Below are 12998 nucleotides of genomic sequence, written 5' to 3' on the forward strand. Positions count from 1 at the left end.
CGACAGTGCCGGCCGACAGGTTCTGCAAAGGCAGAGAGGGTTGCTCGCGTTTCGTTTTTTTATTGTTAAAGCGAATTACCACCGATGATCGAGTATTGGGCAGGTAAGGCCGAAAAGATATTGGACTTTGATCCAATAGAAGATGTCTCTTGCGTGTACTACTCTTGTCGATCACCAAGTGTTTGAATTTGCCTTCGCCGTAAGTGGGAGAGGGATCATGAAAACACGGTCTGCGTGGTTGCGCGCATGCGCTGCAACATGGTTGCTTGCGGCGTGCGCACAGCCCCATCAGCAAGTCGAAGTCGGCGCGAACGAATCCGCGGCGATAGCGAAACTGGGAACACCTAAAGAAACCTACGATTTGCCGGATGGTGGAAAACGCCTGATGTGGCCGACCCAGCCGATGGGCACGACCACCACGGTCGCCGATCTCGACGCCGCCGGCAAGGTAGTGAGCATGCGCCAGGTGCTGCAGGAGAACGAGTTCTACCGCGCACAGGTCGATAAGTGGACGCGAGACGACGTGCTGATCAACTTCGGCCGCCCGTTCGAAAAATCGTACTTCAAGCGGATGAAACGCGAGGTATGGTCGTATCGCTATCAGGAAAACAACATTAATTACATGATCTTCAACTTCTACTTCGACGACCAGGGTGTGCTGCGCCTTACCCAGAAAACGCCGGACATGGAGCGCGACCCAAGCATGCGAGGCCGCTTCTGACGCGATGCATTGCGTTCGCGACGGCGGGCGCGAGTGAGACCTTGGTCCAATTGGCTGAGCAGGACCGCGGAACCTAACATGTTCGCAGCGGGCGCATTGATCGCCGGGTTTGTGCGAACCCATCCAGGGCTGTTGGCCAATCTCTCGCTCGAAGCGCCGGGAGGAGACAATCGATGCTGCCTATGCCGACTAGCCGCAGGGTATTGTCCAAAGAGTTGCTCGACGTATTGATCCGGGCCGGACTGGTGGGTGTGCTGGCGGTCTTCTGCTTCCGGATTTTCGTGCCCTTTCTCAACCTGATGGTCTGGGCGCTGATTCTCGCAGTCACCCTCTATCCGCTACAGACAAAACTGCGCGCCCTGCTCGGCGGAAAGGACGGTCTGATCGCCACGCTGATTATCCTCGTCGCGTTTGCCGTGATACTTGTTCCGACCTATCTGCTGGGCGTCGCGGTCGGCGTGTCGATCGAGCGCGCGATGGGCGTGTTCAAAAGCGGGAGTTTCCGCATTCCTGCGCCTGCTGCATCGGTGGCCGACTGGCCCGTGGTGGGCCAGCGGCTGTACGACTTCTGGGCTCAGGCCTCGACCGATCTCACCGGACTCGCGCAAAAGTTTGCGCCGCAGCTGAGGGAAACCGGTCTTGCGCTGCTCGGCACGGTCACGGGCCTCGGCGCGGGCCTGCTCGTATTCTTCCTCGCGCTGATCGTCGCGGGCATTCTGATGGCGTACGGCGAGAAGGGCTATCGTAGCGCGGTGCAGATTGCGTCGCGAATCTCGGGGCCCGAGAACGGACCGCAGATCACCGATCTGTGCACCGCCACCATTCGTGCGGTCGCACAGGGGGTGGTGGGAATCGCGTTCATCCAGATGTTGCTGATCGGCATCGCGTTTATCGTCATGGGCATTCCCGGCGCGGGACTGCTCGCGCTTGCCGTGCTGCTGATCGGCATCATGCAATTACCTGCAACATTGATCACGATCCCCGTCATCATCTTCGTGATGCTGACCGAGGGCGTGAACATCGGGACGATTGTCTTCTCGGTCTATGTTTTCATCGCGGGGCTCGCCGACAACGTGCTCAAGCCACTGCTGCTCGGGCGCGGCGTCGCCGTACCGATGCCTGTCGTCCTGATCGGAGCGCTGGGCGGCATGGTGACCGGTGGAGTGATCGGCCTGTTCATCGGTCCCGTGATGCTTGCGGTGGGTTACCAGCTGTTCTGGCGGTGGGTGAACGACCAGCCGCAACCCGCGCCGAGCCAGCAACAGAACCCGCCTTGACGCGGCGGGGACGACGCCGTGCCGCCTTCAATGCGCTCATACGGAATGGCCATGCCGCGCGGAGCAGCGGCCTTCATTATGTCGGTGCTGGTCGCGCTGAACGGCTGCATGCGCGTCGGACCGGATTTTCGCCCGCCACACGAGACCGCTACCGAGCACTGGAGCAGCACATCGCTCGAGCAGGTCACGCTGCAGCGCGCGCAACCCGACGTGCGGCAATGGTGGCAGATATTCGACGACGAGAACCTCGAGCATCTGATCGCACAAGCCGAGATCGGCAATGGCGATCTGCAGATTGCCGGTCTGCGCGTGCTCGAAGCCCGCGCGCAACTCGGCATCGCGCTCGCGGGACGCTACCCGCAGATTCAGCAGGTCAACGCGGACGTGCTTTATTCGGCGCGCAAGCGCTCGGATGGCTTCAACCCGCGCTCGGGTGCTTACTGGCAGTACGGTGCGGGTTTCAGCCTCGGCTGGGAACTCGACTTCTGGGGGCGCTTTGCCCGCGCAATCGAATCGGCCGATGCCGCCTTCCTTGCCGCGCAAGCCAACCGCGATGCGATGCTGGTGCTGCTGCACGCGCAGGTTGCGGACACCTATTTCACGCTGCGCACGGCCGAGGCGCGGCTGCGCATCGCGCGCGACAACGCCCGGCTGCAAAAACGCAGCTACGACATTGCGCAAAAGCTCTTCAAGAGCGGCCAGACCGATGAGCTGGATTTCCAGCAAGCCAGAACGCAGTATCTCGGCACGCTCAGCAGCATTCCCGAATTCGAAAGCCAGATCGTGCTCGCGCGTCACGCGTTGTCCGTGCTGATGGGGCGTCCACCCGGCCCGCTGCCGGAACTCGAGGTTCAGTCCGGCAAGGAAGGCGTGGTCCCGCTCGTGCAGCGCGCAGTGCTGCAGGATGTGCCGGCCGACCTGCTGTTGCGCCGCCCCGACGTGCGCGCCGCCGAGTATCAGATGGCTGCGCAGTCGGCGCTGATCGGTGTGGCGCAAGCCGATCTCTACCCTTCCGTCTCGCTGCTGGGTTCGCTGGTCTGGAGCGCGAGTTCGCTCACCGGCTCACCGAACACGTTGGCGATCGTAGCGGGGCCGAGCGTCACATGGAACGTGTTCGATCACGGCAGGATCACGAATAACGTGCGCGTGCAGGACGCCCGCCTGCAACAGTTGAGCGTCGCCTACCAGAACGTGGTGCGCGAAGCGGCGCGCGAGGCCGATGATGCCGCGACGGCAATGAGCGCCGCGCTGCAGCGGGACATCATCCTGCACGACGCGCAGGGGGCCGCGCAGCGCTCCCTGAAGCTTGCCAATACGATCTACCGCGAGGGGTATTCGGACTTCGAGCGCGTGCTCGATGCGCAGCGCGCGCTGTTCGCGCAACAGGACGCGTATGTCGTCAACCGCAGCAATGCGGTGGGCAGTCTGGTCGCGCTTTACAAGGCGCTTGGCGGCGGCTGGCATTCGGAGCAGCCGCTGATCGATCCCGCGACGCGCCAGCAGATGCAGCAGCGCACCGACTGGGGCGACTTGCTGAACGAGGCAGGCGCGCCACCGGCCGCCGCCGGTTCCGAAGGGCAGCCCCGATGAACGACAAGTCCGAGCCGTCCGGGTCCGCACCGACACCGTCGCCTGAGCCGACGGCCGATCCTTCGGGCAAGGCGATCAGGTGGGTGGTCTTGCTGATCGTCGTCAGCCTGACCTGGTACCTGCTCGCCGACCGCTTTACGCCGTACACCCAACAGGCGCGGGTACAGGCCTACGTCGTGCCGGTGGCCGCGGAAGTGTCGGGACGGGTGACGCGGGTCCTCGTGCACAACAACCAGTCAGTCGATGCAGGCGACGTGCTGTTCGAAATCGATGACGCGCAATATCGCATTGCGGCCGAGCGTGCGCGAGCCGACCTCGAGTCGACGCGCCGTCAGGTCGGCGCCAGCACGGCCGGCATCGATTCGGCGCGCGCCTCGTTGCGGGCGGCCATTGCGAACGAGATCAAGGCGCGCCAGGACAGCGAGCGCCTCGAACGGCTATATCGCGAAGACGAGGGCACGGTCTCGCTGCGACGCCTGGAAGTGGCGCGCGCGACGCACGAACAGGCCGTCAGCCAGGTTGCCGCAGCGCGTGCCGAAGTGGAGCGCGCGCGTGAACAGCAAGGCGGCGGCGAAGAAAAGAACGCGCAGTTGCGCAGCGCGGCCGCAGCAGTGGAAAAAGCCGAACTCGATCTGGCCAACACGCGGATAAGAGCTCGCACCGGAGGTGTCGTCACCGATCTGCGCACGGAAGTCGGCCAGTTCACCGCGGCCGGCACGCCGGTGATGACGCTGATCGCGATCCGCGACGTGTGGGTCAGTGCCGAGATGACCGAGAACAACCTGGGCCACCTGCAGCCGGGAACGCCCGTGTCCATCGCCTTGGACGCACTGCCGGGCGAAGTCTTCGAAGGACGGATTCGTAGCATTGGCTATGGCGTGAGCGTAGGCCAGAGCGCGCCGCCCGGCGGACTGCCGACGGTGCAGAACAGCCGCGACTGGCTACGCCCTGCACAACGCTTTCCGGTGATCGTCGAGTTCGACGAGCGCGAGCGCGCGGGTTTGCGCAATCTGCGTGTGGGTGGACAGGCCGAGGTGATGGCGTTTCCGAATCCGGGCAATCCGCTCAATCTGCCCGGTCGTGTGTTTCTGCGTGTGATGAGCTGGGTCTCCTACCTTTACTGAACAACCCCTTATGGCAACCACGAAAAACAGGCTCGTGCTTCCCGGCCAGCGTGCACTGCGGCTTGCTGCAGGGACCGCGCTTTGCCTCGCGATCAGCTTCGCACTCGACCTGTCGGTTCCGATCATCGCGCCGGTGTTCGCGGTGTTTCTTCTCGGCACGCAGAATCGGCCGCTGTCGTTCAAGGCAGGTGCAGCTTTCGCACTGATCGTGGCGTTAACCACAGGCAGCGGCCTGCTGCTCGTTCCGTTGCTGCGCCATTACGCGTTAGCTGGCGTGATGATAGTGGGACTGCTGCTGTTCCTCGCTTTTCGCTATGGCCTGCGCAGCGGGAACAACCTGGTCGCGACTTTTCTGGTGGCCGGACTGACGATGATCTCCGCAGCCGGCACCGCCGACTTCCATCTCGGCGCGACGATGGTCGGCGCGCTGGTGAAAGGCCTGGTGCTCGCGGTTCTGGTCACGGCGCTGACTCACCAGTTGTTCCCCGAACCGTCGGGCGCGCCGCCACCGCCCGCCGCACCGGCCCTCTCCCACGCACAGGCTGCGCAGATCGCGCTACGCGCCGCGCTGGTGGTCATGCCGGCCTATCTGCTCGCGATGACCGATCCGGCCAGCTACATGCCGGTCATCATGAAGTCCGTCAGCCTCGGCAGGCAGAGCTGCACCACCACGGCTCGCGGCGCGGCGCGCGAACTCATCGGTTCCACGCTGCTCGGCGGCCTGCTTGCCATCGCATTGTGGTTCGCACTCAGGCTCTTTGTGCACCTGTGGATGTTCGCGCTGTGGATGCTGTTATGCGGCCTGCTGGTCGGACGCAAGCTCGATCGCATCAGCCCCACGAGGTACTCGCCGGGCTTCTGGCTCAATGGCTTTGTCACCATGATCATTCTGCTCGGCCAGTCGGTGCAGGACAGCATGGCGGGAAAAGATGTCTATGCCGCGTTCGCCGTGCGGATGGGACTGTTTCTGGCTGTAGCGCTTTACGCATGCGTGATGCTGCTGATGCTTGATCGCCATCGCCTTGCTCGAGACGTCTGACGGTGCGCTGTCATGCCTGTGACTTCGATATGCCGCGGATTTGCGACGAGTCTCCAGGACCAAGGTCCAATATCGCCCGCTTGACGCAACGAGTAGGCTGCAGTCGAGTGCGTCGACAACAGATGGCAGAACGCGAGGCAGCCCTCGTGAAAGAACGTGGACCGCCTATTTCAGGAGCGCATAGATGAAGATCCGGACTATGTTGTTCACGGTTATCGTCGCGATGACGGCATCCGTTGCATCGGCTCAGCCGCAAACCTCGGTCGACGTTTCCAAGGCGCCTGGCAAGGCGAATGTAGCGGCAACCGCCACCGTCACCGCGACCGTCCAGGCGATCGATCCAGCTACGCGGATCGTGACGCTGAAGGACAAGAATGGCAAGATCGTCGAGGTCGAGGTGGGCGAGGAAGCGCGCAATTTCGACCAGCTCAAGGTGGGCGATATCGTCACGACTGAATATAGGCAAGCGCTGTCGCTGAGCCTCGAAAAAGCGAGTGGCCCGCGCTCCGAAACGCAGCAGACGATAGAAGAACGGTCGGCGCCCGGTGCCAAGCCCGGCGGCACGATTGGACGGGTGGTTACGGTGATCGCGGATGTCGTCTCCGTCGATGCGAAGGCGAAATCCGTCAGGTTGAAGGGCCCCAAGGGTAACGCAGTAGACGTGATCGTCGAAGATCCGGAGCAGTTGAAGAATATCCGGAAGGGGGATCAGGTGAAGGTCGTCTACACGGAAGCGCTTGCCATATCGGTGAAACCTGGCGCCAGCCAGTAGGCCGACACCTTGGCCCATCAGCGCACGGAACAGAGCGCGATACGGCACTCACGAAGTAAGCTGAAGTACGATGCGCCCCCTGTGTGGGGTTCGTCGCATTGCGGCGCTGTCGCGATCATGCCGTTTGTGCGCATGCGTTCGACCATAAAAAACGGGCAAACCCGATGCGCTGGGCCCGCCCGTCAAAGTTACTCCCTCGCCCAACTACTACTCACTACTACTTTTACAACCCATCATCATCGTCGTCGTCGCGCGTAGCCACCTGGTGCACGACACCGTGCAGCGCCGGATACGGCGTGTTGCCCTTCAGGCCTTGCCACAGCACGCGGTTGAACTGATCCGCCGGCACCTGGTCGGCATGCGAGAAGTCGAACTTCTCGGTCGCTTTCGCCCAATACTGCGCGTCATGCTGCGGCACCAGGTCCGGGCCGCCGGCAAACGTCATGCCCTGCAGCGACAGCGTGGTGGTCTTCAGCACCGTCGATGCCACCGACGTATAGCGCCACGACGGCGCCGAGCGAATGTTGAACACATCCGCCATCGGACGTTGGTACGACGTGTTCAGGTTGATGTGCGGCGCGCCGAGAATATCCTCGATCGTGCGCAGCACGTTCACCTGGCTATAGCGCGTGCTGACCACTTCCCCCTGCTTCACGTACGGACCGACCATATACGTCGTCGCGCGGTGCGAGTCGACGTGGTCGGGACCGTCCTGCACGTCGTCCTCGGTGACGATGATCAGCGTGTCGTCTGCGAACGGGCTGTTGGCCACGGCCTCGACCAGCTTGCCTACCGACAGGTCGTCGTCGGCCTGCTGCGTTTCCGGCGTGTTGATCGCGGCAAGCGCGGTGCCGAACGAACCCATATGGTCGTGGCTCAGACGCACCAGCGAAAGATTCGGCAGGTTGCCGCTCGCCACGTACTTGTCGAACTCGCGCTTCCATTCCTGATAACGCCACAGGTCCGGATAGTTCTGGTCGAAGCCGCGGAAATACGTGTCCGTCAACGGCGCAAGCGCGCGATCCAGCGGCGCGACCTGCACGATGCCCGCGCTGAACGGATCGATCACCGGCGCGTTCATCGTACCGATGCTGCCGATGTTGTTGACGAGGAAACCGTAGTTGCGCACCGTCCCGCCGGCTTTCAGCACCGCGTCGAAGATGTAGCCCTTCTGCTCGCCGAACGGCGAATCGGACGATGCGTGGTTGCCGGTTCCCGGCAGCACGTTTTCAGTGCCGCCAGGAAGGCTTGCGGTGGCCGCACTGTAGTTCGTCGTGCCCGCCGGGCCGCCCGCCGCGTCGCGCTGCGCAACCGTCGGCAGGTTGACCGGCACGCTGCGGTTCGCACCCTCGGATTCATATGAGAGCCCGCGGTTCACCGCTGCATAGTTGATCTGCTGCGTGATGGTTTCGGTGTTGGTCACGCGGCCTTGCAGTGCCCACGACCAACCGTCCATGCTGCCGTCACCCGGATCCATGAAATTGTCGAGCGTGACGAACTGGCGCGCGAGACGGTGGAAGTTCGGCGTGATGCCCTGGCCGAACTGCACCAGCGACGGGTCGCCGTTCGAACCGTGGCCAAGATCGCCGAGCATCTGGTCATACGTGCGGTTCTCCTTCACCACGTAGATCACGTGCTTGATGCGGTGATGCAGGAAGTCCATCACATCGCGGTCGTGGTCGCTTTCTTCGTCGCGATAGAAATTGTTGCGTGCGACCTGCTCGGTCAGCTGATCGAGTGAGTGCTCGTTCGGCACCGGTGCGCTGACGAGCGACGCGCGCTCGAGCTGGAATTGGTACTGGTTCGACGCACGCGCCTGCGCAGCGGCCGCCGCATTGCCGCCCGGATACTGGATCGCGGTGATATTGGCGGTATTGCCGGCAAGGTGCCCCGGGTTCGGGCCGGTGATGCTCTTGCCGTTGATGATGAACATGCGGTCGCCGTCCTTGCTGAACGTGACGTCATGCGGCTCGAAGGCAGTGGGAATCAGGCCCGCGACGCGATAGGCCTGGTTGCCGGACAACGGGATCACGGCAATGTTGTTGGCGCCTGCGTTGACCGCATACAGCGTGCGATTATCCGGCGACAGCGTCACGGCGAAGGTGGCCGCACCGGTGGCCTGATTGCGGCGCAGCAGATCGCCTGGCGCGCGTGCGTCGATCTTTGCGATCACCGCGTTGCGGTTCGTGTCGACTACCGCGACCTGGTCGGCGTTGTCCTGCGCGACGAACAGCATCGACTGCGCATCGTTCAACGTCATGCCCAGCCCGTTGCCGTCAAGCGCGATACGCTTGATCAGACGCGCACTGCCCGGCTTCGAGATGTCGAGTGCGACCACTTCGCGATCCCGATCGGACGACACGTAGGCCACGTTGTTGCCCTTCACCACCACGGCGAACGGGAAGGTACCGCCCACGCCGCCGCTCTTGCCTTCGTTGTTCGCGTTGAATGCGCGCAGGTCGTACTCGTAGCGCACCGAAGCGCTCGCGGTATCGATCACGCTAACCGAGTCGTTGTAGTTGTTGGCCACGACCAGCGTCTTGCCGTCCTTCGAAATACCGAGGCCGCCCGCGTTAGGTTGCACGCCGATGCCGACACCCTGACCGTTGTGGCCGAGCGCGATCTTCGCAGACTGCGTCCACGCGCCGCCGCGATTGCTGTACGCATAGACTGCGTCGTCGTTGCCGCCCGCTGCGTAGAGCGTCTTGCCGTCCGGCGAGAACACGAGACCGACATACGCGTTCGGCTGCTGGATAACCTGCTTGAGTTCCGGATGTTGCGCATCGTGGCCGCCGACGTCGTACAGGAAAATGTACTGCGTCGAGTTCGCGGTATCGACCGTGCCATCCGGCTTGTACAGCGAATTCTCGCCGGCGCAGATGATGGCGAGCGTGCGCCCGTCGGGGCTCAATTGCGAGCGCACCGCTTCGCCCGCGACGAAATCCGGGTGGCCGGGCAGGCCCGGGTTGAGGAATTGCTGGTCGCTGCCGTGCACGGCCTTGGGCGTCACGTACTGGCCGCTCGGCACCTGCGCGCTGTCACTGCTGTTGTTGCCATTGCCATTGCCGTTGCCATGTCCGTCGCGATCCGCATAGACGTTGGTGGCAATCAATACTGCAGAAGCTATCGCTCCGAGGCGGAGCACATTCTTGAAGCGGGGGGTCTTCATGGTGTTCCTTAACGAGAAAATCGCCAGCAGACTGTTGGCGGCCAGGCGGGTCTCGACAACCCGCCTCAAAAAAATCGACAAGCAGCATGTCGCAGCCGTGTGCAGCAAACGGCAGCGAGTTCGTTGAGCATCGCGAGAGGAAGTCGACCGGCAGGCAGGGAGCAGCAGTCGGCGCGCATATCGGCATCCATGGTCGTGGGCCATCTGACGAGATGGAGACAGACCTGGATCCTACTCAAGCGCTTGTGAAGTTTTCGTCAAGGACGCGTCAGTTTGGCCTGACGTCTTGCTGATTTGTGTTTGCGAGTGGCAGTCCGAGAGAGACCCGGGTGCCCGTATCTGGACCACTATCCAATTGGACCGGCCAGCCATACCAGTCGCATATTTTTTTCACGATCGATAGCCCGATGCCAAAACCACGCGAGGATGCGATGGCGGAGTCGGCCCGGTAAAAACGCTCGAAAACGTGGGGCAAGGCGTCGGTAGGAATGCCCGGACCGGAGTCCTCGATAATCAGCGATCCGCCGGCGTAGGAGAAGCGAATATTGCCGCGGTTGGTGTAGCGCGTGGCATTGTCGATCAGGTTCGACAGCACGATCGCCAGAGCGGAACGGTTGACATCGACCTGCAGATCTCGCTTCACGTCGATCGTCACCGACACGCCCTTGTGCGCCGCGCGTTCGGCGAATGGCGCAAGCGCGGTATCGATCAGATGCGCGAGGTGGACGGGCCCGACATCCACGGTCGATTCCTCTCTTGCAAGCAGCAGCAGCGCGTTGATCAGCTCGATCATGTTTTCTGCGGCGCGACTGATCTGGCTGAGTCGTGCATGGGACTTCGGGCTGATCGAAGCATCTTCTTCGAGCAATTCGATGCTCGTCTTGATCGCGGTGAGCGGCGTACGCAGTTCATGACTGACGTTGCCCGTGAACTCCTTCTCGCGCTCGATCATGTCTGTGATACGGCTGTGATAGTCGTTGAACGCTGCGACCAGTTCGATCACTTCGGCTTCGTCGTATCTGCCTGGATTGATGGGTGCGGATCTCCCCAGCCTCAGCGCTTCGACCTGGCGTGCGAAACCCGCCACCTGGCGTACCAGCAGACCCGATAGACCGAACGCGAGCCAGATGGTCAGCAGCGCAAAGGCACCGGTGCCGGTCATCAGCTCATCGACTATCCGTTTGAATCGTCGTTCGTAGCGGTTGAAGTTATAGACCCGAAAAACCTTCGTCCCATCGAACGACGCGACCGCTACGTGGATCTCCTGGTCGTCGATGATGATTTCATGCGCACCTTCCCGCAGATTCCTGACCGACATCGGCAAGTCGACAGGCACCGCTGCGGCGACAGACACGTAGGCGCCCAACCGTGGATCGAGCGGCGGAATCAGTTTCGGGTCGATCCTGAAGCTGCGGATCAGGCTTGCCATGTCGTCTTCGATCAGCGCGTCGATCAGCCGCTCTTCCTGGGCTTCGGCGAGCGCTTTCACACCCAGTGCCTGGGCCACGAGCAGCAGGATTGTCAGCGCGGAAAAGACCAGCGCCACCTTCAGGCGCAGGCTACGACGCGTCGGCATCGCTCGTCACGAACCGGTAGCCCTGGCCATGTACCGTCTCGATCACGTCGTCTTCACCATGCGCGGTCAACGCGCGTCGCAACGTATAGACGTGTGTGCGCAGCGTGTCGCTGTCCTGCAAGTGCTCGCCCCATATGTCCGCTTCCAGCTCGGCCCGGACAAACACCTTGTTGGGCGCCTGCATCAGGATGCGCAGCAGTTGCAGGCACTTGGGCGGCAATTTGACCGGCCGCCCGGCGCGCTCGACGGCGAGCGTCGCAAGGTCAAAGCGCACATCGGCGCAATCCAGGACGGGTTGCGTCACCTGCCCTCTGTAGCGCTTGATCAGCGCCGCGAGGCGTGCACCGACCTCCTTGAGTGAGAACGGCTTGACGAGGTAGTCGTCGGCGCCCTGGACGAAGCCCTGCAGTTTATCGTCGAGCGTATCCCTGGCCGTCAACATCAGGACAGGCGTGTCGCGACGCGCTTCCTCTCTCAGCTTCCGGCAAATGGTCAAGCCATCGACGCCGGGCAAAGCCAGGTCCAGCAGGATGGCATCCCAATGCTGCGTGATGGCCAGACACAGCCCCATCGTCCCTTCCGACGCGACGTCGACCTCGTAGCTCTCGCTTTCCAGATAGTCGTAGAGGTTCGTTGCAATCGCAGCGTCGTCTTCGATAATCAAAACTCTCATGGAGCGGCCTCCGGCAAGTGGGCGGTATTCCAAGGCACGCTTTGAATGCGCAGCCGGCATGGTACCGCCGGTTCATGACCGTTTCGGTAGCGCGGGGTTTTTGTGGAGGCGGACGTGCACTCCATGCGAAACGGGTGGATTCGCCGCTGCGCCGTCACGCGGGTGTCATGGGAATGGCTGCCACTTTATTCGTCATCTTACGCTGCAGCCTTGCCAACCTGACAAAGCCCCCAGGCGAACCTATCAAACGTTAGAAGCGACCGGAGACTGCCACTAGATTCGCAGCGCTCATCATGATTTTGCCCTCTCGTCTCAGCACCGCCAGACGACAGCGCCCCTAAGTAAAACGATGGAATAAAGCAGACGGGTCGCCTGTTTAAGCGTTGTCGAGCAAAAGCACGGCGTACCGCGCGAGCAGCAATCACTGACGCAAAGCGGTAACGGTCATGTATGGGTTATGTATTGTTCGTCGAAGTTATTCGACTGCATCTGCAGCGCCCGCGCATTCCGGCACGTTTCGTTGCCGGCATCCTTTCAATGGCTCCAGACAAGCCCGGTGTCCAGCAACACACTGTTTTTTGGAGATTGACGAATCATGGGTATTCCTTATTTCATCGTGAAGCCCGCTGAGCGCGAGCGCGCGCTCAGTGTTGTCGGCACGAAGGTGACTGTTCTTGCATCGAATGCCACAACGCAGAGTCTTGGAATCACCTTTCAGCAAGGTGATGAAGGAACGGGACCGCCGCCACATCGTCATGATTGGGACGAATGCTTCTATGTCTTGAAGGGAGAAATGGAGTTTTTCTGCGAAGGCAGCACCCACAAGTGCGTGCCGGGGACGCTTGTGTACCTGCCGCGAGGGACGCTGCATGGGTTTCGTTTCGGTGTCGACGGGCAGGTGCTCGAAATCACCGGGAGCGGCGCCCTGGCCGCGCAGATGTTCACCGACATTGACGGTGAAATTCCCGAAGGCCCGCCTGACATCCCGAAGCTATTGGAAGTGTTGACACGATATCGCGTAACCGTCGAAGCCTAGCGCATCAGGTACATCCAGGCC

Annotated in this window: 10 protein-coding genes; 7 read left to right on the forward strand and 3 right to left on the reverse strand. The window is 62.0% G+C overall.

What is annotated here, in order from left to right:
• The first annotated feature begins 217 nt into the window (after positions 1 to 217).
• From ACYVNQ_RS37185 to ACYVNQ_RS37210, 6 genes are all read left to right on the forward strand, one after another.
• On the forward strand, positions 218 to 721 hold the full coding sequence (locus ACYVNQ_RS37185; protein ID WP_460910726.1) for a hypothetical protein: 504 nt from the start codon (positions 218 to 220) through the stop codon (positions 719 to 721).
• 173 nt (positions 722 to 894) lie between these two features.
• On the forward strand, positions 895 to 1998 hold the full coding sequence (locus ACYVNQ_RS37190; protein ID WP_460910728.1) for an AI-2E family transporter: 1104 nt from the start codon (positions 895 to 897) through the stop codon (positions 1996 to 1998).
• Between the two features lie 51 nt (positions 1999 to 2049).
• Positions 2050 to 3588, forward strand: a complete 1539-nt coding sequence (locus ACYVNQ_RS37195) for an efflux transporter outer membrane subunit (RefSeq protein ID WP_460910731.1) — start codon at positions 2050 to 2052, stop codon at positions 3586 to 3588.
• Positions 3585 to 4712 (forward strand): HlyD family secretion protein, encoded by a 1128-nt coding sequence (locus ACYVNQ_RS37200; protein ID WP_460910734.1) that lies wholly within the window; start codon positions 3585 to 3587, stop codon positions 4710 to 4712. The genes ACYVNQ_RS37195 and ACYVNQ_RS37200 overlap by 4 nt, the downstream gene beginning before the upstream one ends.
• 10 nt (positions 4713 to 4722) lie before the next feature.
• Positions 4723 to 5751, forward strand: a complete 1029-nt coding sequence (locus ACYVNQ_RS37205) for a DUF2955 domain-containing protein (protein WP_460910736.1) — start codon at positions 4723 to 4725, stop codon at positions 5749 to 5751.
• 184 nt (positions 5752 to 5935) lie between these two features.
• The gene (locus tag ACYVNQ_RS37210) at positions 5936 to 6523 is read left to right on the forward strand and encodes a hypothetical protein (protein ID WP_460910738.1); all 588 of its coding nucleotides are present in this window, start codon (positions 5936 to 5938) and stop codon (positions 6521 to 6523) included.
• Positions 6524 to 6746: 223 nt separating this feature from the next.
• On the opposite strand, the gene ACYVNQ_RS37215 is transcribed toward ACYVNQ_RS37210, so the two are convergent.
• The 3 genes from ACYVNQ_RS37215 to ACYVNQ_RS37225 all read right to left on the reverse strand — a co-directional run bounded on the left by ACYVNQ_RS37215 (position 6747) and on the right by ACYVNQ_RS37225 (position 11941).
• The gene (locus ACYVNQ_RS37215; protein WP_460910741.1) at positions 6747 to 9692 is read right to left on the reverse strand and encodes an alkaline phosphatase family protein; all 2946 of its coding nucleotides are present in this window, start codon (positions 9690 to 9692) and stop codon (positions 6747 to 6749) included.
• 268 nt (positions 9693 to 9960) lie between these two features.
• On the reverse strand, positions 9961 to 11268 hold the full coding sequence (locus tag ACYVNQ_RS37220; protein ID WP_460910745.1) for a sensor histidine kinase: 1308 nt from the start codon (positions 11266 to 11268) through the stop codon (positions 9961 to 9963).
• Positions 11252 to 11941, reverse strand: coding sequence for a response regulator transcription factor (locus tag ACYVNQ_RS37225; RefSeq protein WP_460910748.1), 690 nt, complete (start codon positions 11939 to 11941; stop codon positions 11252 to 11254). Before ACYVNQ_RS37225 ends, ACYVNQ_RS37220 begins: the two co-directional genes overlap by 17 nt.
• Positions 11942 to 12536: 595 nt before the next feature.
• Between ACYVNQ_RS37225 and ACYVNQ_RS37230 the strand changes: the two genes are divergently transcribed.
• On the forward strand, positions 12537 to 12977 hold the full coding sequence (locus tag ACYVNQ_RS37230; RefSeq protein WP_460910750.1) for a cupin domain-containing protein: 441 nt from the start codon (positions 12537 to 12539) through the stop codon (positions 12975 to 12977).
• Positions 12978 to 12998 lie beyond the last annotated feature (21 nt).

Source organism: Paraburkholderia jirisanensis (assembly GCF_054782355.1).

Excerpts from the sequence above, each read along its gene's own strand:
- ACYVNQ_RS37185 (WP_460910726.1), top strand. The coding sequence starts at position 218 with ATGAAAACACGGTCTGCGTGGTTGCGCGCATGCGCTGCAACATGGTTG.
- ACYVNQ_RS37190 (WP_460910728.1), top strand. The coding sequence starts at position 895 with ATGCTGCCTATGCCGACTAGCCGCAGGGTATTGTCCAAAGAGTTGCTC.
- ACYVNQ_RS37195 (WP_460910731.1), top strand. The coding sequence starts at position 2,050 with ATGCCGCGCGGAGCAGCGGCCTTCATTATGTCGGTGCTGGTCGCGCTG.
- ACYVNQ_RS37200 (WP_460910734.1), top strand. The coding sequence starts at position 3,585 with ATGAACGACAAGTCCGAGCCGTCCGGGTCCGCACCGACACCGTCGCCT.
- ACYVNQ_RS37205 (WP_460910736.1), top strand. The coding sequence starts at position 4,723 with ATGGCAACCACGAAAAACAGGCTCGTGCTTCCCGGCCAGCGTGCACTG.
- ACYVNQ_RS37210 (WP_460910738.1), top strand. The coding sequence starts at position 5,936 with ATGAAGATCCGGACTATGTTGTTCACGGTTATCGTCGCGATGACGGCA.
- ACYVNQ_RS37215 (WP_460910741.1), bottom strand. The coding sequence starts at position 9,692 with ATGAAGACCCCCCGCTTCAAGAATGTGCTCCGCCTCGGAGCGATAGCT.
- ACYVNQ_RS37220 (WP_460910745.1), bottom strand. The coding sequence starts at position 11,268 with ATGCCGACGCGTCGTAGCCTGCGCCTGAAGGTGGCGCTGGTCTTTTCC.
- ACYVNQ_RS37225 (WP_460910748.1), bottom strand. The coding sequence starts at position 11,941 with ATGAGAGTTTTGATTATCGAAGACGACGCTGCGATTGCAACGAACCTC.
- ACYVNQ_RS37230 (WP_460910750.1), top strand. The coding sequence starts at position 12,537 with ATGGGTATTCCTTATTTCATCGTGAAGCCCGCTGAGCGCGAGCGCGCG.